Origin of the sequence: Pengzhenrongella phosphoraccumulans (genome assembly GCF_045689905.1) — a bacterium.
GTDB classification, from domain to species: Bacteria; Actinomycetota; Actinomycetes; order Actinomycetales; family Cellulomonadaceae; genus Pengzhenrongella; species Pengzhenrongella phosphoraccumulans.
Genome location: NZ_CP144210.1, coordinates 4,198,229 through 4,223,437, shown reverse-complemented (window position 1 = coordinate 4,223,437; position 25,209 = coordinate 4,198,229). Strand labels below are relative to the sequence as shown.

Sequence of the window (25,209 nt, the reverse complement as noted above, 5' to 3'; positions counted from 1 at the left end):
CCTGGCCCAGTGGCTCGGTGGTCACGACGGCCATGGCTTGCCTCCAGGGTCCGACGGCTGAGTCGTGCCGAGCCCCACCTCGCCGCTCGCGTCAGTTCGCGACAGCGGTACGGGACCCGGCGGTGACACGACCTTTCCGCAGGACCATCACCAGCCCGACCACAGCGATCAGGACCGCGAGGTACTGGAAGAACGCCAGGAGCGCGAGCGGGTTCGCATCTCCGGTCGAGGCACCAGCCATGAACGTGGAGAAGTCCCAGAACGCGTGCAGGAGCATGCAGACGACGAGCGCACCAGTGACCCGTCGGATGAGGTACAGGACACTCCCCATGACGAAGGCGAACCCGATCTGCCCCACGGTGGCGGTCACGGACTGTCCGAAGAGCACGTTCATCGAGTGCAAGAGGCCGAAGAGCAACGAACTCACGAACCAGACCCCGACCTCCCCCATGCCGCCCCGCAGGGCCACGACGCCGACGCCGCGGGTGGTCATCTCCTCGCCGAAGCCGACGAACAGAGTGCCGAGCGCGAGCGTCAGGGCAAGCTTCGCCTCGATACCCGTGAACCCCTTGCTCAACAACGTGCCGAGCGCACTGACAAAGATGAGGATCGGCAGGATGAGCAGCCACCGAGGGCCGCTCGGGGCCTCGCGGAGTGCCGGACTCCACCAGCCAAGGTAGGAAGTCGTCAGGGCGATGAAGAGCGCGGCCGCCCCGACCGCGAGGAAGATTCCCGCGAACGCATTATCAGCGGTCAATCCGACCGTCTCGTAGTCGGTTCCCGCGAGTTTCCAGACAATGCCCATGATGGCCGCGTACACGACTATCACGGCGACTGCTATCCAAGCTCGTGGCTGCACCCGCATGACAACCCCTACCTGCAGACCTGCCCGACGAATCCGCGTTCGCGAGTTCTGGGACAGAGTTTGATGCACGCCTGTTCGTTGCGCATCCGGAGGCCCTGTCGAGATCTTGAGTACGCGGACCCTCGGGGTCGTCGTCAGCAGCCACCGCGGCATCGCGGTATCAGCGCGCGCCGGACAGCGACGAGTTGGAAGAAGACGTTCGAGACCTCGGGTTCGTTCCTACCAACTTTCGGATGCCGTTCTTACGATCGTTTTGTCGACCGTCGTTCTGTGGATGCTGTGGAACGCTTCGGCACGAAGGTACTTCTCGGGTTGACGGCATGCCTGGGCAATCTCCGCTCGAATTCGTTGCGTCGAGAGCTTCTGTGACAGAAGCATTCGATGCGAGCAAGAACTAGGCAACCGCACTGCCGGTTGATCACTCGGGTAGACCTCACGGATGGCGACGACGGCGCTGCCGATGAGTGCGTCTTTGAACGCGGGGAACAGGATGCGGGATCGGCCGCTCGACGGAGATCTGACCCGGGCCATGCTCTCCAGTTGCGCCGCTGGTTGCTGACTTGCAGACTCCAACCCACTCGGACAAGGGCAGCCACACCTGCTACGGATGGCGCCGATGGGCGGGTCCAGGTGCCACGGGACTGACCGTGGTCGCGAACGGGGGGGCTGGGCATGATCATCGCCACAACGGAGTCGGTACCAGGCAGGACTGTCGCTGCACACCTGGGCATCGTGATGGGCAACACCGTGCGTTCCAAGAACATCGGCAAGGACATCGGCGCAGGCTTCAAGAGCATGGTCGGTGGTGAACTGAAGAGCTACACCTCCATGCTCACCGAGGCCCGCGAAGAGTCCATGAATCGGATGTCTGCCTCTGCCGAGGCCCTCGGTGCCGACGCGGTCGTCATGGTCCGATTCACCACCTCCGCGATCACTGAGGGTGCGGCGGAGCTGCTGTGCTACGGCACGGCGGTGAAGCTCTCCTGAGGAAGCAGACCCGAACCCGCCCAGCACCGGGGCATGGATTTCGTATGACCGCCAGCCTCGGGACCTGAGCTTCATCTGGCACGACGCTCTCACGCATCGCCCACGAGGGAGGCGACCTGCTCGACGTCGGGCATGGCGTCGATCTCGTCGGCGACGGCTTGGGCGGCGGTGCGGGGGGCCGACTCGGTGAGCAGTGCGCGGATGGCTTCGCCGACGGCTTTCACGGTGACTTCGTCAGGTTCCAAGGACTTCCCCGTCCCGCTGCGGGTCACCGCGTCAGCGTTGCGGAACTGGTCGGCCGCCTGGGGTAGGCACAGTTGCGGGAGGCCCGCCGCCAACGCCCCGAGGAAGGTGCCCGATCCTGCGTGCGAGACGACCAGATCGGCGTGAGGTAGTGCCACGGACTGGGGTACCCATCGCTCGATCCGAGTTTCAGGGCCGCGGGGGTCCAGCGATGAGGGATCACCCTGCGGAGCGACGGTGACCAGAACCCGCGCACCGCACGCGACGGCGCCGTCGATGGCGGCTTGGTGCGCCGTGATGTTCGCGTTGATCGTGCCCAAGGTCACGTAGACCAATGGGCCGTCGCCATCGCCGTCGCTGGGCCAGGTCGGCAGCTGTTCCCCCGAGAGCTCCCCGCTGTAGAGCCCCGGGCGCATAGCCTGTCGCCGGGTGATGTGGTCGGTCGGCACGAACTGCACCGACGGCGGGCAGATATCCAGGTATCCGCCACTGAAGAGCCCCGCATGTAGCGGGACGACCCGACCATGTGCCGCCCACACGGGTGCGAGCCGCGCCGCGGCGCCGGACAGGATGGCGGCGGGGATGGCCGGCCCCCAGGCGTGGGTGATGCACGGGGTGTTCCGCAGCGCCGCCACCAGGGGCGAGGCGAGCTCGGCCGGCTCGTGGATCATCACGTCGGGGTCGAAGGCCGCAGCCTCGCGCATCAGATCGATCACCATCGCAGGAGTGGAGCATTCGCCGAACATCGTCGCGAACGCCAACCCTGCCCACTCGCGCCTGGGGATTGACGCGGTGTGCGCGGCGAACCGGGCGCGCGCCTCGCGAACTCCTGCTCGATCGAGGCCTCCGGCGCGCACCTCGATTCCGGCAGCCGCCACCAGGTCGCATGCCGACTCGTTCGCGACCCACCGAACGTCGTGGCCCGCCCGGATCAGCGCCTGGGCAAGGGGGACCATCGGAAAGACATGGCCGACTCCCCACGTCGAGCTGAACAGGATGCGCATCGCGTCGCCTGCCGTTCGGTCGATCCCGCGTCGCGTGCTCGGGTCTCAGCTCGGCTGGTCGTAGGACTGCTGGGCGGTGGCGATCGCGCCGAGATGTTCGATCGACCACTCCTCGAGCGCTTTCAGCGGGCCGCGAAGGCTCATCCCGGCATCGGTGAGGCGGTACTCGACCCGCACCGGCACCTGCGCGTACATCGTGCGGGTGACGAGGCCGTCGCGTTCCATCTCGCGCAGGGTCTGGGTGAGCATCTTCTGCGAGATCCCCTCGATCCGGCGCTTGAGCTCGGAGAAGCGCGCCGTGTCGTCACCGAGCGCTCCGACGACCAGCACCGTCCAACGGTCTCCGATCCGATCCAAGATCCGCCGGGTCGGGCAGCCCTGCTGGTACGGGTCGCCGCCCGGAGCGGCAGCGACACCCGCGAGATTGGTTACCAAGAAGTGCCTTTTTCCCAAGAGAGATCTAGTCACTTATGGTAACCGATGACGCTCTGATCCGCCAGAGCGCAGTACCTCATGAAGGAGACAGACAGATGAGCACCATCGCCGTCATCGGGGGGACCGGGTACGCCGGATCGTCGATCGTGAAGGAGGCCATCACTCGCGGGCACCAGGTGATCTCGCTGAGCCGCTCGCTGCCGGCCGAGCCTGTCGACGGCGTCCGCTATGTGCAGGGCAGCGCCGCCGACGCGGTGGAGATCGTCACCGGCGCCGACGTCGTCGTCGGAGCTCTCTCCCCGCGTGCCGGAACCGAGGGCACCCTGGTGGACACCTACACGAAGCTGGCCGACCTCGCCGCGGCTGCCGGTGCCCGGCTCATCGTCGTCGGCGGCTTCAGCTCACTGCGCCCCGCCCCCGGTGCCCCGCGCTTCGCCGAGGGCGACCTGCCCCCGGAGTTCGCCGCCGAGGCCAGGGAAGGCAACTCGGTGCTCAGTGCCCTGAGCGCCGGCGCACCCCAGAACCTCGACTGGCTCTTCGTCAGCCCCGCCGCCGCGTTCGGCGCCTACACCCCGCAGGGCGAGCCCCGCGGCACCTACCGGACGAGCACCGACGTCGCCCTCTTCGACGCCGAGGGCAACTCCGCGATCGAAGGCCCCGACTTCGCCCTCGCGATCATCGACGAGATCGAGAGCCCGACCCACCACCGCAGCCAGATCCACTTCGCCAACTGACCGAGCCGCGCCGGTCACGCCCTGCGCGCCGCAAGCTCGTTGAGCGTCTCGGCGATCGCGGCAGCGAAACCGGTCGGGTTGTCCAGCATCATGCAGTGCTCGGCTCGGGCGATGGTACGGACCGGGACAGGCGAGGTGAAGATCGCCGGGTCGTAGTCCAGGTCCGCGGTGAGCGCGCCAAGCACCAGCGCGCACGGCATGGCGAGGTTGAGCAGGAGGTCCGCCGTCACGACGGCGGCCTCCCGCCCGAGCGCGGTCTCGGTGCGGTAGAACGCGACGGGGTCGGCGAGCCGCATGGTTGCCGCCCAAGCCGGACCGGCGTCGAGCAGGGCCTGGCGAAATCCGTGGTCGACGAACTCGGCCTCCGTGAAGGGCGTGACTCTGGGGCGGACGCACGTGCCCGACGTCGGCTCGGCGAGCACCAGGCGACCCACGAGGTCGGGGCGGCGGCGAGCGAGCACGAGCGCGATCGCGCCGCCCATGCTGTGCGCGACGACGTCGACCCCGCTCAGGCCGAGCACGTCGAACGCGCGCGCGATCGAGTCGGCATGATCCTCGAGGGTGTAGCCGAGCCCGGTCGGGCGGTCGCTGATGCCGAACCCGAGAAAGTCGAACATGAAGACATGACGCCCGGCCAGGCCTGGCTCCTGGGCTGTCCTGGCGAAATAGATCGGGGCGCTGGCGCCTAACCCGTGCAGGAAGACCAGCGCAGGACCGCTGCCCTCGAACTCGACGTACCCCACGCGCGCATCCTCGGGCCCGACCAGAACCTGCTTCATGCTCTTCCCCTGCTCATTGCCCCACCCGCTGCCGCGCAACGCGCCGGAGCCTAGCCCTTCCAGCGCGAGCCGATCAGCCGGGCACGGACCCGCCCCAGGGTCTGCGCTGCGCCGGTTCTGCTCAAAACCTTGACCCGCTCACCTGGCGAGCGGGAAGGTCGGACGACCACCACTACGAGCCAGGGCGGCGCGATGCGGTCCACACGCTGATGCCGAACGGGCGCGATCGGCGTGCCTCGACGCGAGACCGGCGGCTCGCGCGGGCGATGGGCGGGTTCGTGCTGTTCTCCACCGTGGAGTACGCGGTGTGGGTGGCGGTGCTGCTCTACGCCTACTCCCGCGGCGGTGCCGGGCTCGCTGGCATCGCCGGCGTCGCTCAGCTGCTTCCGGCCGCGGTCCTGGCTCCGATGCTCGGGTCGGTCGGCGACCGGCTGCCCCGGGGGGCCGCGCTCAGCGGCGCGTATGCCGCGGAGGCCCTCGCGCTCGCCCTCCTCGGCGCCATCCTTCTCGCGGACGCGCCGGCGGCCGCCGTGGTCACCGCGGCGGCAATCGTCACCGTCATCATCTCGGTGGCGAGGCCGATCCACTACGCGGCGCTCCCCCAGCTGGCCGGCACGCCACGCGCCCTCGTGTCGGCGAACTCGGCGAGCGCGGTCGCCGAAGGGCTCGGAGCGATCTGCGGGCCGGTGATCGCGGGCCTGCTCACCCAGGTGGCGGGGCCGTGGCTCGTGGCCGACCTCAGCACCGTGGCCCTGGTGGCGGCGGCCCTGAGCACCGCAAGGTTGCGGTTGCCGGTGTCGAGCGAGGACGTCGACGGCGACAGCCCGCTGCGAAAGGCCTTGGCGGGTCTGCGCAGCGTGGCGAAAGACTCGGGAGTGCTGGCGTTGCTGCTCGTCCTCGGGGTCGCGTTCGTCGTGAGCGGGACCCTCGAGATCTTGGGGGTGTCGTTCGCCGCCACGGCGCTCGGTGGGGGCGACTGGGCGGCGGGCGTCGTCGTCGGCGCTCCCGGCGTCGGCTTGCTGGCCGGCGCAGCGAGCGCGGCGGGACTGGCGTCTCGGGTCGGCCTGTCCACCTCCATCGTGCTCGGACTGGTCGTCGCCGGACTTCCGCTGGTCCTGATGACCGCCGTCGGCAGTCTCGCGGCGGCGGTCGCCCTCCTGGCGATCTGCGGGTTCGGGCAGGCCTTCGCTTCGGTCGCTGGCCACTCGCTGATTCAACGCTCGACGGACGACGGCGTGCTGGCGCGCGTCTTCGCGGTCCAGGAGGGCGTGATGCTGGCGGGGTTCGCCGCCGGGGCTGCCCTCGCGCCGGTGCTGATCGCGCGGCTCGGCTCCGCGCGCGGCTACGTCCCGCTCGGGCTCGGCATCGTCGTGATCGCCCTGGCGGCCTGGCCGGTGCTGCACCGGCTGGACCTCCGGGTCCCCCGACGACCTGATGTGCTCGCGATGCTGCGTCGAGCACAGTTCTTGAAGGCGGTCTCTCCCTCCGCGCTCGAACGGCTGGCCCAAGCCGCACGGTGGGTGGAGCTCACGATCGGGGATGTGGCGGTACGCCAGGGTGACGCGGCTGATTCCTACTTCATGGTCGCCGCCGGACGGATGTCGGTGACGGTCGACGGCGTGCTTCGTGCTCATGAGCTCGAGGCGGGGGACGCCTTCGGTGAGATCGCACTGCTCCAGAATGGTCCGCGCTCCGCGACAGTCGCGGCCGTCGAGCCGTGCCGACTGCTCCGTCTCGAGCGCTCGACGTTCCTTGCGGCTGTCACGGCCGGCGCCAACGGGCTCCTGATCGCGGCGCGGGCGGCAGATGCGCACCTAGCGCGTGGCGCGAGCCTCGACGACTGACCGTCGAGCATGACCAGCCTCAATCCGTCGTAGCCACCCCTGCGAGCGCCCGGGCGAGGTCGCGCTGGAGGTCGCCGGCGTCCTCGAGGCGCCGACAGCGCGGCCGATCGCCTGAGGGGGCCGGGTCGGCGACCGGCGCGGCGGCGTTCATCATGCGAGACTGTCCCGCTCGTTCCTTGACACCGGGCGATCGCGCAGGTGTCCTTAGACCACAGATCCGACGGAGAGCGAGGCGACGATGAACATCACGACGATCGTCGCCTCCCCGACCGCGAACCCGAGCGCCTGCGCGCGCGCCTGGTTCACGGGTCTGATGTGCACCTGCACTGCCTGTTGTCAGCTTCGCTGACAAGCTCGTCGCCGGCGTCCGTCGGCACCAGGCCCACCCGTCCGCGCCGGTCATCGAAACCGGGAACCCCGCGCTGACGGCCCGCAGTCGCACCGAAGGACCCTCATGAGGCTGACCCAGACCGTCGTGCCCGGCGCGATTCACGATGTCACCAATGCGCACGACAGCCCAGCGGGGAGCATCCACGTGTATTCCCCGGGGCTGACAGAGATGACCTACTACTCCCAGGTCTCCGGACAGCTCTCGCCCGCACGAACCGTCCTGACCCGCGGACCGGAAGCAGTCTGATGAGCCTCCCCGGGTTCGGGCTGCTCGGCGCAGCGATCGGCGCGCTGCCGGCCAACCTCCCCGACCCCGGATCAGGTCTGGTTGGTCGAGCCACGCTCGTCGTCGTCCTGCTCGCGGTCTCCAGCGCCGGCTGGTGGGTCGCCCGCCGGCGAGCGCAGCAGTTTCGACCTGTGCGGGCAACCTCCGCCGGGGAAGTGTCCTCTGCGCCCGGCCGTCCCGGCGCCGCGTTGAACGTGCTGACCGCCACCGACCTGGGCACCGCGCTGGGGACGCGGGCGACCTTCGTGCAGTTCTCCGCCCAGACGTGCGCATCGTGCCCGCAGGTCCGGCGGGTGCTGTCGTCGCTCGCCGAAGCCGGCGTCGTGCATGTGGATCTCGCATCCGAGGACCACATGGACCTCGTGCGCCGATTCTCTGTGTTCCGCACCCCGACCGTGCTGCTGCTGGACCCCAGCGGCGCGGTCCACTCCCGCACCTCCGGGCCGCTCCACGCGGACCGCGCCGTGGCCGCCTTGGCCGACCTCACGCACCCCGCCACCTGGAGCACCCATGCCTGACTCCCCCTCGCCCTACGCCGCCACCCGCACGGCGGCGGGTCCGGCCGCGCCGGCCGGCATCGACCCCCGCGGACCTCGGTTCGGCGCCGCCGTCACGTCGGTCCTGCTCGTGATCACCCTGCTTCTCGGAACCGGGCCGACCGCCACCGGCCTGCTCGCCGTGATCGCCCTGCTGTTCCTCCTCGGCGTAGCCCGCGGCGTCGGCAGCACGCTGCAGGGTCTGGCCTACAAGGCGTGGATCCAGCCGAGGCTCGCGCCGCCTGCCGAGCTCGAGGACCCGCGTCCACCGCGGTTCGCGCAACTGATCGGGTTGATCGTGGTCGGCACCGGGCTCGTGCTGGCCGCCGTCGGCATCCCGTCCGCCGTGCCGATCTCCGCTGCCCTCGCGCTCGTGGCCGCGTTCCTCAACGCGGCGTTCGGGCTGTGCCTGGGCTGCGAGCTCTACCTGCTGCTACGTCGGTGGGCACCGCAACACTGAGCGCTACTGGAGAGATGAGAGGGCGGGGAACGATGACGACCACCACCAGCAGGACCTCGCCCTCGCGCGCACCCCGACTCTGCTCGGTCCACGTCCTTTGTGTCTGTCGGGCCCGCTGTCAGCTCAGCTGAACAGCTCGTCGCCGGCTGCCGCCGGCACCCGCCCAGACGCCCCGAAGGACCCTCATGACCGCCACACTCGTGACCCCCGACCTCACCCAACCGAGCTCGCCACCCCTGGCGGTACCCCCGAGCCACAGGCGACCGCGCACCATCGACGACGTGCTCGACGACGCCCGCGCCCGCCTGGTCCGACTCGATCCGCGCCAGGCGCACGAGGCCCTCGCCCAGGGCGCGATCCTGATCGACATCCGGCCCGCGGCCCAGCGCGAGGCCGAAGGTAGCGTGCCCGGCGCGCTCGTGATCGAGCGCGATGTCCTGGAGTGGCGGTTCGACCCGACCAGCGCCCATCGGGTGCCCGAGGCAACGGGACCCGACCTGCAGATCATGATCCTGTGCTCGGAGGGATACACCTCCAGCCTGGCGGCCGCGGCCCTTGTCGACCTCGGGCTCCGCCGGGCCACCGACGTCGTCGGCGGCTTCCGGGCATGGCGCGCCGCGGGGCTGCCCACCACGCGCGGCCTGACCTGGCCGCGATCGCCGGCCCCGGCCCCGCACCTGGCGTCGCCTGCGCCACGCGCCGCTCGCGCTGCCGAATCAAGCCCGAGCACGTCGACTCTCGGCGGTCAGGACAACCGCCGCTGGTGGGCACAGCTGGACGCCATGGCGGGCATCATTGCCGATCCTGACCCGCGAACTGACCGTCGGCCGGACTAGCCAGACTCGATGACCCCCGACCCGACTGGCCCCGTCGCCTCGAACCGTGGATGTACCGGACCTGCACATTGGCCATCACCTAGCACCGGCCGACGTTCCCGCGGGAACGTCCTGCTCGAGCAGGCGTCCGCCAGCGGTCGTGAGCCTTCGACGTCAGTCGGAGCCAGTTCTGGGGTGGATTTCGGGCCTAGCGTTGACGTCTGGAGTCAGCTGGCACAGCGTCCCTTCGACCAGCGCGACCCATGCTCGACGTGTGACGCCCGGAGGTGCACCGCCCCGCGCGATACGCCCAGTCGCTCGCTCGCCCGAATCCAGTGCAGTTCCGACTGCACAGATGGGCGTCGGGCCGCGTCTTAAGAGGGCAAGCACATCCGCAACGCCCAGGAGGACCTGATGACCACGAACACCACCCCCGCCGCCGCTCGCCCTCGGCGCCGTCGTCTGATGGCTGTCGGCGTGGTCGCGGCTGGCCTGTCCGTCGTGGGCGCCGGTGCGGCGGCCGCCGCGAATCCGTACTCGGGCGGCGCTCGCGCGATCGAGAACGTGGCACAGGCCGTAGGCATCGACTGGTCGGCGATGCCCGACGGGTACACGCGCGCGCAGTACGAGGCGTTCTGGGGAGCCGGCTACACCGCCGGCGACGTCGACACGCTCAGCGCACTGTGGAGCAGCGACGCCACCGAGACCAAGGCACACGCAGGCCAGCTGATATTGGACGGCGGGGCCCTTCCCATCAACCCGGGCGTCAGCGTTGACACCGCGCTGCCGACGGGCGCCGACGGCTCGACGACGACGGTCGACTACACGCAGGCTCAGTACGACGCGTTCTGGGGTGCCGGCTACACGGTCGAGGACGTCCAGTCGCTGAACGCACTGTGGAACAGTGACGCCACCGAGACCAAGGCTCGGGCTGGCCAACTGATCCTCGACGGGCAGACCCCGCCGGTGGCTCCCAGCGGCACTCCCGTGACGAGCACCGCGCCCTGATCCACACGGCCCGGCATTTCTGACGAACCGCTTCGCGAGGAGACGAGCATCGACGTGCACGAGCTATCCCTGCGCACCGGCTTCGAGATCGAACTGTTGGCGCCCACCGGATCGGACCGGTCGGTGCTCGCGGAGGAGATCGCCGTCGGCTGCGACGGGCGGGTGCAGCGATCGTTCCACACCGACAGCGAACCCACAGTGGTGCCTGGCGTCGGCGTCTTCCGCCACCTGACTCCGGCGTTCGACGTGGTCGACGGACGGGGGCGCCCGGTGGCGAGGCTGGTGGACGACATCACGATCGAGGCGGACCTGGCCAGGGTGACCGGGCGTGCCGGGCACCCGGGCTGGTACCGCATCCTCTGCGACGATGCCCGCCTGCTTCGCCTGATCGAGCGGCATGCCGACCCGGACGCGCCGATGTCGAGCGTCCTGCAGCCGGTTGCCGACCTGTTTGGCGTCGGCGTCGACGTCTTCCCCGGCGCGGCGCGGGTCAACGACGCCAGCGACGCGACCGTTGCTGTCGCCATGCCCTTGCCGCCCGGACGCGAGCGCCCTTGCGAGGTCATCACTCCGCCGCTGCTCTCCGGGCACGGGATCGCGCTGGAGCGGCTCCTCGCTCCGGCGCGCGAGCTGGGCTTCACCGTCCCGCAGGAGGCCGCGGTCCACCTGCATGTGGACGGTGCACCATTTCGCCGGCCGGATGCCTTCGCCAACCTCGTGCGCCTCTTCGGGCACTGGCGCGATGTGCTGTGGGCGACGCTCGAGACCAACCCCGCGTGCCGACGGCTGGCTCCGCTGCCCGCTGACCTGCTGGAGCTCGTGGAGCGACCTTGGCTGGACGCCGACAACCGCACGGGTTGGGCTCGCCTGCAGGAGGCGGCTCGAGCGGTCGGCGTGACCAAGTATTCGGATGTCAACCTGACCCAGCTGCTGGGCCAGCGCCCCGTGCGCGACACCGTGGAGGTACGGATCCTGCCGGGTGACATCGACGGCGTCGCCGTCGTGCGCCGCGCCGCCGTCGTGGAGGCCCTGCTGACCCGCTGCCTCGACCCGCGCCCGCTGCCCCGACCCGGCGCCGGAGCCGCGCGCGACCCGAGCACCGCGCTGGACGACCTGATCGCGGTGCACCGATGAGCACGGTCGTCGGCGCGGCCAGCCAGGACAGCGCCGCCATCCCCTGCGTCCGGCCGGCGCAGGATGCCGCAGCGGCCGAGACGGCACGCCGCCACGACGACGTCGCGGACCGAGGCGCGCCACCCGGTCCTGCCGGTCTGGGGCTCGACGACGTCGTGAGGGCGCACCTGCCCGGGCTGCTGCGGTACGCCACGATCCTGACCGGTGACGGGAACACCGCCGCGGACCTCGTCCAGGAGGTGCTCCTGCGTGCCCACATACGCTGGACGCGCATCGGGATGATGGCACGGCCCGACCTGTACCTGCGGCGGATGGTCACCAACGAGCACCTGTCCTGGCGCAGGCGCTGGCACGTGCGCAATGTCCGCCCGGAGGCCGACGCGACCCTCGCCCTCCGCATCGACCCCCAGCGCGACCACGCCCAGCACGTCGTCGAGGATGACGCGATGTGGCGCCAGCTGGCCACGCTGCCCGCACGCCAACGCGCCGTCCTGGTGCTGCGCTACTACGAAGGCTTGAGCGACCCCGAGATCGCCAGCGTCTTGGGGACCTCCGGGGCGACCGTCCGCTCCCATGCCAGCCGCGCCCTAGCCACGCTGCGCCACACCGACCCGTCGACCCCCATGGAGCAGCCATGAACGAGTACCTCGCAGCCGGCAGCGCATCCCACGCGGACGACGCCGCCCGGGATGCGGCCCACGAGCAGGAGTCACGCGCGGTGACGGACGACGAGCTGGTCCGCCGCATCACGCGCGCGTTGCGCTCGCGCGACGCGGCGGAGCCCGACGTGGCGACCCACGTCGACCGCATCGAGGCCCGGCTCGCCGAGGTGTCCGGCGGCCCGCGGCCCGCAGCCCCCACCCAGGACGAGCAGCTCGCCTCGGTGACCAGCCTGGCCCGCCGGGGCGGCAAGGTGGTTGCGGCGGGCGTCGTCATCTCCGCGCTGGCCGTGTATGGCGCCGGCGCGGCGGCCGCCGCGAATCCGTACTCGGGCGGGGCTCGCGCGGTCGAGAACCTGGCACAGGCCGTGGGGATCAGCTGGTCGGCGATGCCTGACGGGTACACGCGCGCGCAGTACGAGGCGTTCTGGGGTGCCGGCTACACCGCTGGCGACGTCGACACGCTCAGCGCACTGTGGAGCACCGGCACGACGGAGACCAAGGCACGAGCGGGCCAGCTCATCCTCGACGGCGCCGACCTGCCCATCACCCCCGGGATCGGCGCAGTCACCGCACAGGAGCCGGGTCCCGACGGCGCGCCGACGACGCTCGACTACACCCAGGCCGAGTACGACGCGTTCTGGGGTGCCGGGTACACCAGCGACGACGTCACCACGCTCAGCGAGCTGTGGAAGAGCGACGCCACCGAGACCAAGGCGCACGCGGGCCGGCTCATCCTCGACGGCGAGGCCCTCCCCATCTCCCCAGGCTCGGCGGCCAGCGACAGCGCGCGCAACTGAGTCGCGGAGACCGGATCCTTACACAACGGTGCCCGTCGTCACAGCGCGTTCAGCTGGGCGACCAGTTCGGGGACCTTCTCGAAGGCGCCCTCTTCGTGGACCCCGGCCAGGCCGACGATGACGTGATCCGTGCCGATCGCGCCCAGCCGACCGAACCGGTCCACGACCTGCTGAACGCTCTCCTGCGTGAGGTTCACCTGGCTGAGCACCGTCTTCTCGATGTCGGCATAGTCCCGGCCCACCGTCTCGCAGTGCCCGCGGAGCACGTCGTACTTCGCCTTCACCCCCTCCGGACCCATGTCGAAGATGTTGCAGGCGTCGGCGTACTGCGCCACCAACCGCAGCGTCTTCTTCTCCCCGCCGCCCCCGATGAGGATCGGCGGGTGGGGCTTGGAAAGAGCCGCCGGGGAGTTGAGCGGCCGCTCCAGCCGGTAGTGCTCGCCGTCGAATGGGCTGTCGTCGCCGGACCACATCTGGTGGGCGAGCCGGAGCGTCTCCTCGAGACGCTCGAAGCGTTCTGACGTGCCCGGGTAGGGCACGCCGAGCCCTCGGTGCTCCTGCTCGTTCCACGCCGCGCCGATCCCGAGCCAGGCACGGCCACCCGACAAGACGTCGAGGGTCGTCACGGTCTTGATGAGCAGCCCCGGATGGCGGTAGGTCACGCCGGTCACCATGGTGCCGAGCGTGATGTTCTTCGTCACACCCGCGGCATACGCGAGCGCCGCATAGCCCTCGAGCATCTCGCGTTCCGGCGGGCCGATCATCGAGATCTGGAAGAAGTGGTCCATGACCCACAGACTCGCCATCCCGGCCTCGTCGGCGGCGCGGGCGATCCGGGCGAAGGTGGGGCCGATGCTTCCGGGAGCACCGGGCCAGGTGAAGTCCGCGACCTGCAGTCCAATCTTCATGGGCCAACCGTAGGCGGCATGGATCAACCCTGCCCAGGTGCAGTCAGGCGGCCGGTCCGAGGGCGCGCCCGCCGTAGGCACGGACTAGAACCCGCACGACGGCGCGGGCATTGGCATCTCGGACGTCGCACGGGATGGCAGGCAGGTAGTCGTCCCAGACCGCCATCATCGTGCCCCGAAGCTGCGGCATCCGGGTCGGTCGGGCGTAGAAGAAGACGTGTGCATGTTCTCCGCCGTCACCCCACTTGCTGACGTGGACGCGAGCGACACTGGGCAAGGCCTCGATGGCAGCTCCGAGAGCGACCATGATCTGCCCCATCTCGGCGGCGAGATTCATGGGAAGCATCGTGAAGTCATGGTGGGCGTGCGGCGAGAGGATGAGGATCAACGGGGCGCCGGTGGGCTCGCTTGCTGCGATGCGCCAGTGATCGTCGCGCCAGACGTCGACCGCACCCGAGTGGGGTTCGTCGCCCTGGTAGCAGGCGCTGCACGCAATCCCGCCTTCCCCGTGACGGAGCGCTTCGGCGTGGGCAAGAGGTTCAAGGGGTTTCAGCCGCAGGCCTTCTGACTCGAAGGGGAAGACCTCCCAGGACTGAATCTCGGCATTGGCCGCCAGGCGGCCTTCAGCGTCGGCCGCTTCCGCGACCCGCTCGTAGTAGTCCTCGATCGTCTCCGGCATGCAGGTCAACCTATCCGCCTGGGTCGATCGCCCCGCCGAGTTGCGCGCGTTGTCGACCAGGTGCTGCCCCGCCCTTTTCGGAGCCCGACCGCCCTGGTGTGCGGACGAGCAGCGATTCGTCGGTGGCGAGGGCTGAGTTCTGGCACGATTCGCTGCGCCCGGCAGTTGCGCCGGGCAGCCCGCTGACAGAGAGCGACCTCCGTGCCCGGCCTCTTCGTGATGTCTCTGCTCCTGCTCCTCGTCGCCGCCGTCTCCCTTGTCGTCTGGCTGACCGCCCGCCGTCGCGCTCCTGCTCCGCCGACGGACGACGACGAAGGCCACTCCAAGCCCGCGAAGCCACGCTCCGGCACGAAGGTGGCCGGCTGGACCTCCGTCGGCGCGCTCGTCCTGGCGCTGACCTTTCTGTTCTTCAGCTCCGCGACGATCGTCTCGACCAAGAACGTGGGCATCGAAACCTCGTTCGGGCGCCCGGTCGGCAGCTTCTCCAATGGTTTCCACCTGATCCAGCCGTGGAACAAGGTCACCGAGATGGACGCCGCAATCCAGACCGACAATCACGTCAAGGACACTGGCGCCTTCAGCTGCATCACCGTCCGCATCGCCCACCAGGCGACTGCCTGCGTCGACACCTCGATCCGCTGGCGCATCGAGGAGCGGGCCGCCGACGGGCTCTTCCGCGACTACCGCGACTTCGACAACGTCCGCGACAGCTTGGTCACACGCGACCTCAACGCCGCCCTCAACGCGGTGTTCGAGAAGTACGACCCCCTGGCGATCGACAAGGACGGCAACTCGACCTCCCCCGGCCTCGCGACGCTGTCCAGCGACGTGGTCGACCAGATCCGCGCCCAGATCGGCTCTGAGATCAACGTGCTGTCGGTGATCATCCCGGTGGTCCACTATGACGAGAACACTCAGAGCAAGGTCAACGCGCTACTCGCCCAGGTGGCCCAGACCCGCATCGCGGAGCAATCCGTCATCACCGCAGAGCAGCAGGCACTGGCCAACCAGACGCTGTCCAAGTCCGTCTCCCAAGACCCGAACGTGCTGGTGTCCAAATGCATGGACCTGCTGGGTGAGATGGTGTCCAAGGGTCAGGCAATCCCCATCGGCTTCAGCTGCTGGCCGGGCGGAGGCTCCGCCGTCGTCGTCCCCGGGGCGTCAGCGCCGAACCCCTAGCCGACGGATCAGCCCACACCCTCGGCGGCGAGCGCGTCGGTGAGCAGCTCGACCAAGGCTTCGAGCTGCACCGTCGTGGACGAGGTGATCTCCTCGTTCGACGCGCCGTCCAGCGCCCGGGCAGCCAGTCCCGACTTGCTGTCGATCAGCTTGGCGATCTTCGAGTCGATGGTTTGCGCGGCGATGATCCGCCAGGCGGTGACCGGCTCGGTCTGACCGATCCGATGGATCCGGTCGATCGCTTGAGTCTGCTCGGCGTCGGTCCAGGACAGCTCGGCCAGCACCAGGTTGGAGGCGACCTGAAGGTTGAGCCCCACCCCCGCGGCCATCAGGGAGCACACCACGATCGACACGTCGGGGTCGTTCACGAACGCGGCGATGTTCTTCTCACGGGCCTTGGGCGTCTGGTCGCCCCGGATCGAGGCGTAGCGAATCCCGCGCTGCGCAAACGTCTGCTCGGCCTGATCCATCACGTCGACGTGCTTGGCGAAGAACACGACCTTGCCGACGTTGCGGGCGAGCTGCGCGGTGTAGTCGGCCGCCAGCCCGGCCTTGGCCTGGCCGATCCGGCGGACCATCGTGAACACGTTCTCGCCGCCGGTCTGCGAGCTCGAGTCCTTGAGCTCCGCCGCCGCCACCCGGCGAGCGAGCTCGTAGTCGATCCCGTCGACGACGGCGCCGCCGGTTCGCATCTCCAGGGCAGACCGGTAGCGCCTGAGCAGCCCGCGGGCGAGCGCGTCCTCGGCGGCGCGGATCGAGCGGCCGGCCGCGCCGTCGAGCTCGACGGGCAGGTCCGCCACCCGACGGGCGGGGATGTCGGCGACCACGTCGACCTTGCGGCGACGCACGATACCCATGTTGATCACGCTGGCTCGCGCCGCAGCGTAGAACCCGAGGTCTGCAGGGGTGAGCCCGGAATTCTCGAGGGCGGTCTGCAACGCGCCGAGCGGCTTGGTGTCGTCGATCCAGCCGAGGAACTGCCAGATCGCCCGGAAGTCCTCGATGTCGTTGATCAGCGGGGTACCGGTGAGCGCCATCAGCAGCGGTCGGGAGGTCCGGGCGCGGATCCGCTCGGAGAGCGCCAAGACGTGCTGGGAGCGCTGAGAGCTCTTGTTCTTGATGAAGTGCGCCTCGTCGACGACCATGCCGCGGAAGCCGAAGTCGCCGAGCCAGCCGATGTGGCGGTCCAGGAGCTCGTAGTTCACGATCACGATGTCCGCGAACCCGTCGACCCGGTCACCGTCGCCGTGGATCACCGTGGACCGGCGCGACGGTGTCCACAGCCGGACCTCGTTCGCCCAGTTCGTCTTCACCACGTTCGGCACCACGACCAGCAGCGGGTAGGCATCGGCCATCTGGGCGGCGAGCAGCGCCTGCGCGGTCTTGCCGAGCCCGGGCTCGTCGGCGAGGAGGAACGTGCGATGGCCGGCGGCCGTAGCCGCGACGACCTGGGCCTGGTGCGGCATCAGCTCCCGACCCGGAGGAGTGAACACCGGACGGGCCCCCGGCAGCGACATGCAGGCGGGTGCGCCGGTCGCGGCCTCCTCAAACGACCTGAAGAGCGGCTCGAGGAGCTCCCAGCCGGCAAGTCGGCGGGCACGCGGAGCGATCCGCTCGGCAGCGGCCGCGAAGTCCGGAGCCAGGAACGGGTTCGCGAGCTGGCGCGAGATCACCGACCGGGGCACCACCTGACTCTCGGCCCCGGGCGTCGGCGCAACAGGCGCGGCAGGCGCGGGCTCCTCGGGTGGCTCCAACCCCCCAGCGCGCATCACGGACGCCTTGAACGCGCGTGCCGCGTGGGAGACCCGAGCATCCTCGGCGAGCAGCTCGAGCAGCGAGGTGTCCCTGGCAGCGGTCCTGGCCAGCAGCGTCGCCACCCCGTCCAGCCGTTTGAGCTGTTTGGCGCGCACCGACTCGGTCGAGCCGCCATCGGACATCACCCGGGCCCGTTCCTCCCGCACGAGCAGGGCCACGACCTGGAACTTCGTGCGCACGGCCGGCCGCGTCGGGGGGCGCTGCACCGCACGGTCGACGTCGCGGGCGACCTCGGCGAGCACCGGGATGATCCCCTGCTCGGCGAGCCTCGGCGCATGGTGCCGCTGAGCGCCGGGATCAGTGCGCGCGCCACCGGACCGGCGTTGGCGTGGTCGTGCCACAGCTCCTCCTTCTCGCACATCCGCACCGCAACTGCGGTGCAGGTTCGGTCCACGTCTGCCCGGGCCCGGGTGGGCGTCGAGCCACGCGTTCCGTGCTGCAGGCAACCCGAGATCGGGCGGCAAGCCACCGCGCAGCGTCCCCGTCTGCGCCGGCCGCCGACACGTGATCGCGGCGATGGCGACACCCGCTAGACGTCTCGCTGAACCACGGCGGGCGCACGGTCGTGGCACTGCTCGATCGCCGGTGAACCAGGCGTCCCGCCGGGCACCGCGGCCGAGTCGGGCCGGATACCGATCGCGCGTCACGTCCCGAGTCCTGCCGTGGGCAGACCCCAGCGGCGTACCGCTCACACGGTCGCACCGCGTCTAAAGTGTAGAACGGGACAAGCGGATGCTCGACCAGCCGGAGGAACAATAGAGGCAATTCTTCTGGAGGTGGTCGGCGATGAGTGACTGGCTGGGTGGGCTCGCCATCGCCGTTGCGGTGATGGCCGGGACCTGGGCGACGTTGATCATGGCCGCTCGGCACCTACCCGAAGGGACGGCCAAGGAGCTGGCGAGATTCCTCCCGGCCTGCGTGACCACGGTGCGGCGGCTGCGTCACGATCCGGCTGTGCCCCGCCGGGCGAAGATCGCGGTCGCCTTTGCGGGCCTGTGGGTCATGTCGCCGATCGACCTGATCCCGGAGTTCCTGCCCGTGATCGGTCCCCTGGACGACGTCGTGGTCGTCGCTCTCGCGTTGCGGTATGCCGCGCGGTGCGTTCCGCGGCAGGTGCTCATCGATGCCTGGCCCGGTGACCCGCACCTGATGGAACGCCTGCTCGGGCCACCCCGGCTCGCTGGGACGCAGCCGCATCGCCGTGACGGCGAGACCGATCAGCGAGGCTTGTTCCGGTAGTAGTCCCGCCAGACGGCTTTGTGCACGGGAATGACCCGTGGGATGGACCTCAGGCCCGGGATGAAGGGCAGCAGGATCACCACCAGGACGAGAAGTCCGATGATGGCCAGGATGTAGATGTCACCGTTGGCCGTCAACGTCGCGGCGAAGCCTGTCTCCGCCTCGCTGTTGAACAGGGGCAGCTGGTACCAGAACGAGAACGGCGCGAGCCACTGCTGGCCCGGGAAGTTGCCCGTCTCGTTCATCATTCCCCCGGTGTTGCCCTGGAGGTGGTTCGCGGTCCCGGCGTCGTCGAGGTAGGAGCCGTCCCCGAGGAACAGGATCTGCTTGGTCGTGTCGGTGTTGAAGAACTGACCCGGAGCGGCCAGAACCCCGTCAAGGGTGCCGGACGCGGCCATCGCGACGAGACCGTCGGCCAGCGCTGGCACCGGCCCGTAGTCGCCGTCGGGCACCGCGGTCGGGTCCCCGTCCGCACCCGCTGGGTCGTTCAGAGCGGTGTCGTAGGCGGTGGCCCAGGCCGCCTGCTGGGTGGCGTCGGCGGTGGTCCACTTCGTCAGGGCCGCGGCGGTGGCCGACGGCTGGTCCTGGGTGCCGAGCGGGATGATGACGAAGTCGTTCGCCGGGTCGACCGGCTGATGAACGCCCATCCACTTCTGCGGCGTGATCGGCCCCAGGGCCTGGCCGTCTCCGCCGTTGTTGTAGGGCGGCCCGTAGGTGGCCGAGTCGGACGTGCCGGCGAGCTCCGCGACCGCAGTCGCGTACAGGTTGTCCGGCGCGCTCTTGGCCCAACCCTGCAAGGTCAGGGCCGGGTCGTCGGGTGAGGAGAAGATCGCCGCGAGCACGACCGTCAGCAGCATCACGACAACGGTCGCGATCGCGCCTTCCTTGAGGATGTCGTAGCGCCGCTTGGGCCCCGTCCAGGGCTCACGCTCCAACGTCTCTTGGTACGACCTGGTCGCCATCACAGCACGTCCTTCGTCTCGGCAGCCTCGTGGGCGTGTCGAGCGGGGGGTCGTCTGGTGTCCTCGACCAGGGCCGCGTCGATCGGCGGCACGACCCCGTGCACCCGCACCAGGAGCAGGTGAACCACGACGATCACCGCGATCACGGCGGGGATCAGGAAGACGTGGATCATCATCACCTGACCGAGGTTGGCCACGTTGAACCAGGCCCCGATCCCGGACGCGTTGAGCCCGTCCTTCGCTTCGAAGGCGATCCACTGCGAGTCGAAGTTCGTCTGGAGCAGGTAACCGGTCAGGCCGGCACCGATCGAGATGACGAACGCGAGCACGCCGGTGATCCAGGTCTTGGCACGGTTGCCTCGCCAGGCCGCCATGAAGAACTTGCCCACCAGGTGGATGACCATGAAGAAGAAGAAAAGCTGCACCGACCAGAAGTGCAGGCTGTTGAAGAACAGCCCGGTGCTCGACAGGTGGTACCAGGAAGGCCCCTGGAAGGCGAGGACCGCCCCGGAGGCGATGATCATCGCCAGTGCGGCGAGGGTCAGCACCCCGAACACGTAGATCCACGACGCCACGTAGGCGGGCTGCGTCTCGGGCAGCAGCTTCTCGTAGGGAAGTTCACGCTCGAGGTACTCGCGGGCCCGACCGATCCAGGTCGTGGCCGGGACCGGAGCGGGCGCGGCCGGCGCCTGGGGCTCGGTGTCGGCGCTCACGAGTCGTCCCGACCTTCGCTGCGGTCCTTCGGGAAGGGCAGCACCAGGGCGAGCACGAACACCGTGGCCAACGCAACGATGACGATGAGGTTGGGCAGCGAGACCGACACCCAGCCCCAACTGAAGTACCGCGGTACCTCCGACGACACCTGCATCATCACCGACATGAACGACCCCTATCCCCGCTGGTCAGGACTGCGCGATCCTCCGAAACTAGCGCCCACGGCTCGCCGCGAGGCCGTTTCGGTGATCCAATCCACAAACATTCTGGCGCGGAATTATTCGCAGCGCCACGACGGTCGCACGACGAGCCGGCTGTGCCTCGGATACCACTGGTTCACGGACGTCACCGCTTCGGTGGCGCTGGCGGCGGCGATCCTCGGGATCGTGATGGTCATCGACCCGCTGCGGTCCGAGCGAGGCCGACGGCCACTGTTCGGCTCACCTGCACCGATGCCGCCTGCGGGACCGGCATCGTCACACGCGAACGGCCGGGTCGTCGTGTAGCGGGATGTCGTCCAGGGGGCTCGCGAGGACGCCTTCCCCTATCCGGGCCCCCCGCGCGAGCACGACGATCGCGCCTGCGAGCAGCGCCACGAGAGCGACGTTGCGGGCAGCGAGAACACCGGTGATCAGCACGTCGCTGCGCAGCAGCCGGCCGTAGGCGAAGGGGAACACCACCTGCGTGAGGGCGGCGATCCCCCACACCGCGCCCGCCAGGCGCGGCAGCGCGCGGGGCGGGACGTCTGCGTCGGTGCGGGTGCCAGTCCGGCCCGTTCCCAGCGCGACCGCGATGGGCGGGGCGAGCCAGCCGATGTACTGCGGTGAGCCGACCTTGTTCACCACGATGAGCAACGTGAGCATGGCGAGAGACCCCCAGATCAGCCGGTCGGGGACAGACAGGTGACGCGCCCGCCAGATCAGTAGTGCAAGGCCCGCAACCGCCAGGGGGAGCACGATGTCAAGCGCACGAGCGGCGGTCGCAGTGCCAGGGCCGACGATCTCCCACGTCGACAGCTCGGCGTTCAGGACTATCCACACGTCCCGCCGCACGAGTGCCGCGAGCGCCCACGGAGTGGCCACCACCGCCTCGACCTGCAGCCCGCGGGTGTCCTGAGCGGTGAGGAAGCTCGTCACGAACCGCAGCCCGCCACCGGCGGCCACGGCGCCGATGACTCCGGCGCAGACCAGGGCGGCGGGCACGACGACGTCGCGCACGGGTCGGCGCACGATCAGGACCAACGGAATCAGGAGCACCCCCGGGGCGACCTTGACCCACGCGGCTGCCGTCAGCGCGGCGGCCGCCACCCGCGGTCGGGTGGCCGCTGCGAGGAGCGCGACGACGACGACCGGTGCGACGACGGCGTCGAGGCGCCCCATCGCGATCGGGCCCAGCAGGACGAGGAAGCCCAGCCACCACCACGCGCCGCGCGCGCCGCCCCGGCGGGCGAGCGCGCGCACCGCGATCGCGTCCAGCCCCGTGACCAGGAGGCACCAGCCGAGCGCGTAGGCGACCGTTGACGTCGTGCTGACGACCGCCGGGACGAGCATCGGGACAAGCGCACCCACCGGGTACACGAACGGGGCGTCGAGCACAGGCCACGAACCTCCGTGCAAGCCCGCCCCGACCCAGGTGCGATACAGCTCGAGGTCGAAGAACGCCTTGCGGGGCATCAGCACGACCCCGACCAGCGCGAGCCACCCGTGAGTCACCACGAACGCGACCCACAAGGCTCGGCGCGAGTCGACCCACCCGGACACGACGCGCCGGACAGTCGCGGCCACCGCGAGAACCACGGCGGAGAGCCCCGGCGTCGGAGCACCGGTCTCGGAAGCTCCAGATGGGCGCACAGAGCGCTCCCGGACAGCCATGAGTTTCCCCCCGCGTAGACGACGACGCGTACGGACCCTAACGGAGCAGTCGCCGGCCATGGGTGCCCCCTCCGCGCCGGTCACCGTGTCCTCGCCCACATCTCGATCTGGCCGGTGTGTCCAGCTCGTGCGAAGTGCGCCGAGAGATAGGCCTGAGACTTCGGACCCAGACCCTGGGTCGGGTGCCCCGCTGCGAGCAGCGCGCCATCACTCGCTGCGAGCTGCTCCAGGGCCAGGTCGTCCAGGCTCGACGCCCGCGAACCGGGCACGGCGCCACCGGCGGTGAACACGAGCCAGGCCCCGACCAGGTCCATGGTGGCGGGGCAGCGACGCTCGATCTGGCGGGCGGTGGCATCCGCCAGCTGGAGGTACGACGGATTGCGCACCCACAGGCAGTCGTGGCGCGCGGCGAACTCGGCAAGTGCGTCCTGGTCGACCCGGCCGCTCATCGGCAGGGGTGCGGTCGCGGAGACCAGCGCGAGGCCGACGGCGACCGCCACCCCGGCGATCAGGCCCCTCCCGGCTCGGGCGGTGCGTCCTCCCCGCCGGCGCACCGCTGCGGCCACGAGCCCCGTCCCCGCCCCGAGCATGAGGCACAACCCGGGAGCCACAAAGGCGAGGTAGTGGGAGTAGAAGCTCGGAGCAGCCGCGATCGCCGCCATCTGGAGACCCACCAGCAGGCCCCACCAGACCGGATCCGGCCACCGCACCGCAGGGATCCGGCGCCAGAGCATCACCACCAGCGGAGCGAGGGTGCCGACGAGTAGCGGGACAGCGATGAGTGCGGCCACGAGCCCGATCGAGGAGACGTGCAGATCCCCCGCGAGCCCGACCGCACCGAGCCGCTCGAGCAGCCCCTTGGCCTGCAACGGTCGACCGCTCTGAGCGGAGAGCACGTCGAACACCATCTTTCCCGGCGACGCGACGAAGAAGGGAAGCAGCAGGGGCGCCGCCCCGGCCGCGCACCACGCGAGCCAGCGGCCGAGCGCGGGCAGGCCCCAGCGGGACAGGACCAGGGCGCCGAGCACGACGACGTCGAGCACCACCCAGATCTTGAACGTGACCGCGAGCCCGAGCGCCAACCCCGAGACCGCCAAGGCCCGAGTGACCGACGGTGACCGCGCAGGCAACCCGGTGCCGGCCCGGGCGAGCACGGCCAGCGCCACCAGCAGACCCAGATTGATCGGAGTCTCCAGGAAGACCGTGTGCTCGGCCGCGACCGTGATGCCGCCCAGCGCGTAGGCGCCCCCGCCGACCATGGCAGCGAGCAGCCCGCGCGGCACCAAGATCCGCACGATGAGCATCGCGTTCACCGCGCCCAGCCCCATGAACAGCAACCGGGCCAGCACGAGGGACCACGAGTCCCCCAGCGGCCCCGCCAGGGCAGCGAACGGAGCGAGCAGCACGGCTATCCCCGGCGGGTGCAGAAAGACCTCATCGCGGTACGGGAGCACCCCGGCGATCAGGCGCTGGGCGACGGCGAGGTGCACGCCGTCGTCATACCCCTGGACACCGCGCAACGTCCCGGCGACCATGACGGGCCACAGCCGGGCCGCGAATGCCATGAGCCCGACCAGCAGAATCAGCCAGCCCGATTGTGACGGCCGACGAGCCCCCGCCCGATCCAACGCGCGGTCCATCGTGCCCGGTGCGGCTGAATCCAGCGGTCGAAAGGCCGTGCGGCTTGCCCCGACGCGCACCACTTCACCCCCAGCACCTTGGTCTGACCCGCGCGGCCGGCCCGTCGCGATCCCTCGCTGACCAGCCCGCCGGAACGACGCTAACCACTCATTGAAGTCCCCGGGCGGAAACCGCGCACCAGGAACGCACCGACCCGACCGCGCCCGCTGAGGGCCCCCGCGCGCCCGATAGGCTCAGTCGCCCGCCTGGCCGTGAGGTCCGAGACGACACGAGAGGGAGCATGGGGAACAGACCCGCTGCCGAGATCGACGTGACCACCACCCTCGTGCGGCTGCTCCTGACCGAGCAGCACCCGGACCTGGCCGACCTGCCGCTGAGTGCCGGCCCGCACGGCTGGGACAACACGATCGTGCGGCTGGGCGACGATCTCGCCGTCCGCCTGCCCCGGCGTGAGGTCGCGGCGGTCCTCGTCGACCACGAGCAGCGCTGGTTGCCGGTGCTCGGGCCGCACCTCGGCGTCGGCGTTCCCGCTCCCGTCCGGGTCGGTGTGCCGTCCGCGGCGTTCCCGTGGGCGTGGAGCGTGGTGCCGTGGTTCGCCGGCCGGCCGGCCACGGCGCGCGCGCCGGCCGCTCGCGCGACACTGGCGCACCCCCTCGCCGAGTTCGTCGCCCGGCTGCACGTCCGGGCGCCGTCGGACGCCCCGGCGAACCCGTTCCGAGGGGGACCGCTCGCGACCCGGGACGCCGCCGTCCACGAGCGGATCGCGAGCGGATCGGTCCCGGAGCCCGAGGTGGTCCGTCGGCTCTGGGAGCAGCTGCTCGACGTCCCGACCTGGCCCGGCCCGCCGCTCTGGCTGCACGGGGATCTCCATCCGGCCAACCTGCTCGTGACCCCGAGGGCACGCTGGAGGCCGTGCTGGACTTCGGCGACATCACGGCCGGCGACCCTGCAACCGACCTCGCGACCGCGTGGATGACGTTCGACGCGTCCGGACGGCGCCGATTCCAGGACCAGGTCACCCGCCTGTGCGGCACGGATCACGACACGTGGCAGCGGGCGCGCGGGTGGGCGCTGGTTCTCGCGGTCGCGCTCCTTGCGCACTCCGACGACGATCCACCGTTCGCCGTCCTGGGCGCCCACGCCCTCGCGCAGGTCCTCGCCGACTGACCGGGTGGCGGCGTCACATGAGGTCGCGCCCGCGGCCCTCAACCGCCAGACTCCC

General features: G+C 70.2%; 29 protein-coding genes. 16 read left to right on the top strand and 13 right to left on the bottom strand.

Going from position 1 to position 25,209, the window contains the following annotated elements; translation table 11 throughout:
* Window positions 1–91: 91 nt before the first annotated feature.
* Window positions 92–805, bottom strand: coding sequence for a CPBP family intramembrane glutamic endopeptidase (locus VTA80_RS19540; RefSeq protein ID WP_407342738.1), 714 nt, complete (start codon window positions 803–805; stop codon window positions 92–94).
* Between the two features lie 732 nt (window positions 806–1,537).
* Between VTA80_RS19540 and VTA80_RS19535 the strand changes: the two genes are divergently transcribed.
* The gene (locus tag VTA80_RS19535; protein WP_407342737.1) at window positions 1,538–1,852 is read left to right on the top strand and encodes a YbjQ family protein; all 315 of its coding nucleotides are present in this window, start codon (window positions 1,538–1,540) and stop codon (window positions 1,850–1,852) included.
* A gap of 89 nt (window positions 1,853–1,941) precedes the next feature.
* Here VTA80_RS19535 and VTA80_RS19530 read toward each other — a convergent pair whose 3' ends face one another.
* On the bottom strand, window positions 1,942–3,051 hold the full coding sequence (locus tag VTA80_RS19530) for a glycosyltransferase (protein ID WP_407345821.1): 1,110 nt from the start codon (window positions 3,049–3,051) through the stop codon (window positions 1,942–1,944).
* Between the two features lie 93 nt (window positions 3,052–3,144).
* Window positions 3,145–3,534, bottom strand: coding sequence for a winged helix-turn-helix transcriptional regulator (locus VTA80_RS19525; protein WP_407342736.1), 390 nt, complete (start codon window positions 3,532–3,534; stop codon window positions 3,145–3,147).
* Window positions 3,535–3,629: 95 nt separating this feature from the next.
* On the opposite strand from VTA80_RS19525, the gene VTA80_RS19520 reads away from it, so the two are divergent.
* On the top strand, window positions 3,630–4,268 hold the full coding sequence (locus tag VTA80_RS19520; RefSeq protein WP_407342735.1) for an NAD(P)-dependent oxidoreductase: 639 nt from the start codon (window positions 3,630–3,632) through the stop codon (window positions 4,266–4,268).
* Between the two features lie 14 nt (window positions 4,269–4,282).
* Here the strand turns inward: VTA80_RS19520 and VTA80_RS19515 are convergent, their stop codons facing one another.
* A complete protein-coding gene (locus VTA80_RS19515; RefSeq protein ID WP_407342734.1) occupies window positions 4,283–5,047 on the bottom strand; it encodes an alpha/beta fold hydrolase in 765 nt (254 codons plus the stop codon).
* Window positions 5,048–5,256: 209 nt separating this feature from the next.
* On the opposite strand from VTA80_RS19515, the gene VTA80_RS19510 reads away from it, so the two are divergent.
* Window positions 5,257–6,891: a cyclic nucleotide-binding domain-containing protein gene (locus tag VTA80_RS19510; RefSeq protein WP_407342733.1), complete on the top strand. Its 1,635-nt coding sequence runs from the start codon at window positions 5,257–5,259 to the stop codon at window positions 6,889–6,891.
* A 19-nt stretch (window positions 6,892–6,910) separates the two neighbouring features.
* Here VTA80_RS19510 and VTA80_RS19505 read toward each other — a convergent pair whose 3' ends face one another.
* Window positions 6,911–7,042: a hypothetical protein gene (locus tag VTA80_RS19505; RefSeq protein WP_407342732.1), complete on the bottom strand. Its 132-nt coding sequence runs from the start codon at window positions 7,040–7,042 to the stop codon at window positions 6,911–6,913.
* A gap of 303 nt (window positions 7,043–7,345) precedes the next feature.
* Here VTA80_RS19505 and VTA80_RS19500 point away from each other — a divergent pair, with 303 nt between their 5' ends.
* The 8 genes from VTA80_RS19500 to VTA80_RS19465 all read left to right on the top strand — a co-directional run bounded on the left by VTA80_RS19500 (window position 7,346) and on the right by VTA80_RS19465 (window position 12,979).
* The gene (locus tag VTA80_RS19500; RefSeq protein WP_407342731.1) at window positions 7,346–7,528 is read left to right on the top strand and encodes a hypothetical protein; all 183 of its coding nucleotides are present in this window, start codon (window positions 7,346–7,348) and stop codon (window positions 7,526–7,528) included.
* Window positions 7,528–8,085 (top strand): TlpA family protein disulfide reductase, encoded by a 558-nt coding sequence (locus tag VTA80_RS19495; RefSeq protein WP_407342730.1) that lies wholly within the window; start codon window positions 7,528–7,530, stop codon window positions 8,083–8,085. Before VTA80_RS19500 ends, VTA80_RS19495 begins: the two co-directional genes overlap by 1 nt.
* Window positions 8,078–8,563, top strand: coding sequence for a DUF4395 domain-containing protein (locus tag VTA80_RS19490; protein WP_407342729.1), 486 nt, complete (start codon window positions 8,078–8,080; stop codon window positions 8,561–8,563). Before VTA80_RS19495 ends, VTA80_RS19490 begins: the two co-directional genes overlap by 8 nt.
* Before the next feature lie 185 nt (window positions 8,564–8,748).
* Window positions 8,749–9,399, top strand: coding sequence for a rhodanese-like domain-containing protein (locus VTA80_RS19485; protein ID WP_407342728.1), 651 nt, complete (start codon window positions 8,749–8,751; stop codon window positions 9,397–9,399).
* A 393-nt stretch (window positions 9,400–9,792) separates the two neighbouring features.
* Complete coding sequence (locus tag VTA80_RS19480; protein ID WP_407342727.1) at window positions 9,793–10,386, top strand: hypothetical protein; 594 nt, start codon at window positions 9,793–9,795, stop codon at window positions 10,384–10,386.
* Between the two features lie 54 nt (window positions 10,387–10,440).
* Window positions 10,441–11,520, top strand: a complete 1,080-nt coding sequence (locus VTA80_RS19475) for an amidoligase family protein (protein ID WP_407342726.1) — start codon at window positions 10,441–10,443, stop codon at window positions 11,518–11,520.
* Window positions 11,517–12,158: a SigE family RNA polymerase sigma factor gene (locus VTA80_RS19470; protein WP_407342725.1), complete on the top strand. Its 642-nt coding sequence runs from the start codon at window positions 11,517–11,519 to the stop codon at window positions 12,156–12,158. The genes VTA80_RS19475 and VTA80_RS19470 overlap by 4 nt, the downstream gene beginning before the upstream one ends.
* Window positions 12,155–12,979 (top strand): hypothetical protein, encoded by an 825-nt coding sequence (locus tag VTA80_RS19465; protein WP_407342724.1) that lies wholly within the window; start codon window positions 12,155–12,157, stop codon window positions 12,977–12,979. Before VTA80_RS19470 ends, VTA80_RS19465 begins: the two co-directional genes overlap by 4 nt.
* Before the next feature lie 38 nt (window positions 12,980–13,017).
* On the opposite strand, the gene VTA80_RS19460 is transcribed toward VTA80_RS19465, so the two are convergent.
* Both VTA80_RS19460 and VTA80_RS19455 read right to left on the bottom strand, forming a co-directional pair.
* The gene (locus tag VTA80_RS19460) at window positions 13,018–13,887 is read right to left on the bottom strand and encodes an LLM class F420-dependent oxidoreductase (protein WP_407342723.1); all 870 of its coding nucleotides are present in this window, start codon (window positions 13,885–13,887) and stop codon (window positions 13,018–13,020) included.
* A gap of 43 nt (window positions 13,888–13,930) precedes the next feature.
* Window positions 13,931–14,566: a hypothetical protein gene (locus VTA80_RS19455; RefSeq protein ID WP_407342722.1), complete on the bottom strand. Its 636-nt coding sequence runs from the start codon at window positions 14,564–14,566 to the stop codon at window positions 13,931–13,933.
* Between the two features lie 201 nt (window positions 14,567–14,767).
* On the opposite strand from VTA80_RS19455, the gene VTA80_RS19450 reads away from it, so the two are divergent.
* Entirely contained in the window at window positions 14,768–15,745 is a 978-nt protein-coding gene (locus VTA80_RS19450; RefSeq protein WP_407342721.1) for an SPFH domain-containing protein, read from the top strand.
* Between the two features lie 8 nt (window positions 15,746–15,753).
* Here the strand turns inward: VTA80_RS19450 and VTA80_RS19445 are convergent, their stop codons facing one another.
* On the bottom strand, window positions 15,754–17,901 hold the full coding sequence (locus VTA80_RS19445) for a DEAD/DEAH box helicase (protein ID WP_407342720.1): 2,148 nt from the start codon (window positions 17,899–17,901) through the stop codon (window positions 15,754–15,756).
* A 445-nt stretch (window positions 17,902–18,346) separates the two neighbouring features.
* Here VTA80_RS19445 and VTA80_RS19440 point away from each other — a divergent pair, with 445 nt between their 5' ends.
* Window positions 18,347–18,799 carry a YkvA family protein gene (locus VTA80_RS19440; RefSeq protein WP_407342719.1) on the top strand — a complete coding sequence of 151 codons (453 nt, stop codon included), beginning with the start codon at window positions 18,347–18,349 and terminating at the stop codon, window positions 18,797–18,799.
* On the opposite strand, the gene VTA80_RS19435 is transcribed toward VTA80_RS19440, so the two are convergent.
* Genes VTA80_RS19435 through VTA80_RS19425 form a run of 3 tightly spaced genes read right to left on the bottom strand, consistent with a single transcriptional unit; the run spans window position 18,778 to window position 20,641 of the window.
* Window positions 18,778–19,761, bottom strand: coding sequence for a hypothetical protein (locus VTA80_RS19435; RefSeq protein WP_407342718.1), 984 nt, complete (start codon window positions 19,759–19,761; stop codon window positions 18,778–18,780). The two genes, VTA80_RS19440 and VTA80_RS19435, sit on opposite strands and share 22 nt — an antisense overlap.
* Window positions 19,761–20,474: a cytochrome b N-terminal domain-containing protein gene (locus VTA80_RS19430; protein WP_407342717.1), complete on the bottom strand. Its 714-nt coding sequence runs from the start codon at window positions 20,472–20,474 to the stop codon at window positions 19,761–19,763. The genes VTA80_RS19435 and VTA80_RS19430 overlap by 1 nt, the downstream gene beginning before the upstream one ends.
* Window positions 20,471–20,641 (bottom strand): hypothetical protein, encoded by a 171-nt coding sequence (locus tag VTA80_RS19425; protein WP_407342716.1) that lies wholly within the window; start codon window positions 20,639–20,641, stop codon window positions 20,471–20,473. Before VTA80_RS19425 ends, VTA80_RS19430 begins: the two co-directional genes overlap by 4 nt.
* Here VTA80_RS19425 and VTA80_RS19420 point away from each other — a divergent pair.
* Window positions 20,640–20,981: a hypothetical protein gene (locus tag VTA80_RS19420; protein ID WP_407342715.1), complete on the top strand. Its 342-nt coding sequence runs from the start codon at window positions 20,640–20,642 to the stop codon at window positions 20,979–20,981. The two genes, VTA80_RS19425 and VTA80_RS19420, sit on opposite strands and share 2 nt — an antisense overlap.
* On the opposite strand, the gene VTA80_RS19415 is transcribed toward VTA80_RS19420, so the two are convergent.
* On the bottom strand, window positions 20,952–22,259 hold the full coding sequence (locus VTA80_RS19415; RefSeq protein WP_407342714.1) for a hypothetical protein: 1,308 nt from the start codon (window positions 22,257–22,259) through the stop codon (window positions 20,952–20,954). The genes VTA80_RS19420 and VTA80_RS19415 overlap by 30 nt on opposite strands.
* Before the next feature lie 167 nt (window positions 22,260–22,426).
* A complete protein-coding gene (locus tag VTA80_RS19410) occupies window positions 22,427–23,911 on the bottom strand; it encodes a hypothetical protein (RefSeq protein ID WP_407342713.1) in 1,485 nt (494 codons plus the stop codon).
* 356 nt (window positions 23,912–24,267) lie between these two features.
* Between VTA80_RS19410 and VTA80_RS19405 the strand changes: the two genes are divergently transcribed.
* Together VTA80_RS19405 and VTA80_RS19400 are read left to right on the top strand one after the other, a co-directional pair.
* Complete coding sequence (locus VTA80_RS19405; protein WP_407342712.1) at window positions 24,268–24,963, top strand: phosphotransferase; 696 nt, start codon at window positions 24,268–24,270, stop codon at window positions 24,961–24,963.
* Complete coding sequence (locus tag VTA80_RS19400) at window positions 24,900–25,154, top strand: hypothetical protein (protein ID WP_407342711.1); 255 nt, start codon at window positions 24,900–24,902, stop codon at window positions 25,152–25,154. Before VTA80_RS19405 ends, VTA80_RS19400 begins: the two co-directional genes overlap by 64 nt.
* Window positions 25,155–25,209: the final 55 nt, after the last annotated feature.

What these genes read in the sequence shown, in the direction of transcription:
- VTA80_RS19500 (WP_407342731.1), top strand. Translation starts at nt 7,346, where the DNA reads ATGAGGCTGACCCAGACCGTCGTGCCCGGCGCGATTCACGATGTCACC.
- VTA80_RS19465 (WP_407342724.1), top strand. Translation starts at nt 12,155, where the DNA reads ATGAACGAGTACCTCGCAGCCGGCAGCGCATCCCACGCGGACGACGCC.
- VTA80_RS19535 (WP_407342737.1), top strand. Translation starts at nt 1,538, where the DNA reads ATGATCATCGCCACAACGGAGTCGGTACCAGGCAGGACTGTCGCTGCA.
- VTA80_RS19470 (WP_407342725.1), top strand. Translation starts at nt 11,517, where the DNA reads ATGAGCACGGTCGTCGGCGCGGCCAGCCAGGACAGCGCCGCCATCCCC.
- VTA80_RS19485 (WP_407342728.1), top strand. Translation starts at nt 8,749, where the DNA reads ATGACCGCCACACTCGTGACCCCCGACCTCACCCAACCGAGCTCGCCA.
- VTA80_RS19495 (WP_407342730.1), top strand. Translation starts at nt 7,528, where the DNA reads ATGAGCCTCCCCGGGTTCGGGCTGCTCGGCGCAGCGATCGGCGCGCTG.
- VTA80_RS19510 (WP_407342733.1), top strand. Translation starts at nt 5,257, where the DNA reads ATGCCGAACGGGCGCGATCGGCGTGCCTCGACGCGAGACCGGCGGCTC.
- VTA80_RS19540 (WP_407342738.1), bottom strand. Translation starts at nt 805, where the DNA reads ATGGGCATTGTCTGGAAACTCGCGGGAACCGACTACGAGACGGTCGGA.
- VTA80_RS19420 (WP_407342715.1), top strand. Translation starts at nt 20,640, where the DNA reads ATGAACGACCCCTATCCCCGCTGGTCAGGACTGCGCGATCCTCCGAAA.
- VTA80_RS19440 (WP_407342719.1), top strand. Translation starts at nt 18,347, where the DNA reads ATGAGTGACTGGCTGGGTGGGCTCGCCATCGCCGTTGCGGTGATGGCC.
- VTA80_RS19410 (WP_407342713.1), bottom strand. Translation starts at nt 23,911, where the DNA reads ATGGCATTCGCGGCCCGGCTGTGGCCCGTCATGGTCGCCGGGACGTTG.
- VTA80_RS19505 (WP_407342732.1), bottom strand. Translation starts at nt 7,042, where the DNA reads ATGAACGCCGCCGCGCCGGTCGCCGACCCGGCCCCCTCAGGCGATCGG.
- VTA80_RS19435 (WP_407342718.1), bottom strand. Translation starts at nt 19,761, where the DNA reads ATGGCGACCAGGTCGTACCAAGAGACGTTGGAGCGTGAGCCCTGGACG.
- VTA80_RS19515 (WP_407342734.1), bottom strand. Translation starts at nt 5,047, where the DNA reads ATGAAGCAGGTTCTGGTCGGGCCCGAGGATGCGCGCGTGGGGTACGTC.
- VTA80_RS19455 (WP_407342722.1), bottom strand. Translation starts at nt 14,566, where the DNA reads ATGCCGGAGACGATCGAGGACTACTACGAGCGGGTCGCGGAAGCGGCC.
- VTA80_RS19405 (WP_407342712.1), top strand. Translation starts at nt 24,268, where the DNA reads ATGGGGAACAGACCCGCTGCCGAGATCGACGTGACCACCACCCTCGTG.
- VTA80_RS19460 (WP_407342723.1), bottom strand. Translation starts at nt 13,887, where the DNA reads ATGAAGATTGGACTGCAGGTCGCGGACTTCACCTGGCCCGGTGCTCCC.
- VTA80_RS19490 (WP_407342729.1), top strand. Translation starts at nt 8,078, where the DNA reads ATGCCTGACTCCCCCTCGCCCTACGCCGCCACCCGCACGGCGGCGGGT.
- VTA80_RS19425 (WP_407342716.1), bottom strand. Translation starts at nt 20,641, where the DNA reads ATGTCGGTGATGATGCAGGTGTCGTCGGAGGTACCGCGGTACTTCAGT.
- VTA80_RS19530 (WP_407345821.1), bottom strand. Translation starts at nt 3,051, where the DNA reads ATGGTCCCCCTTGCCCAGGCGCTGATCCGGGCGGGCCACGACGTTCGG.
- VTA80_RS19520 (WP_407342735.1), top strand. Translation starts at nt 3,630, where the DNA reads ATGAGCACCATCGCCGTCATCGGGGGGACCGGGTACGCCGGATCGTCG.
- VTA80_RS19480 (WP_407342727.1), top strand. Translation starts at nt 9,793, where the DNA reads ATGACCACGAACACCACCCCCGCCGCCGCTCGCCCTCGGCGCCGTCGT.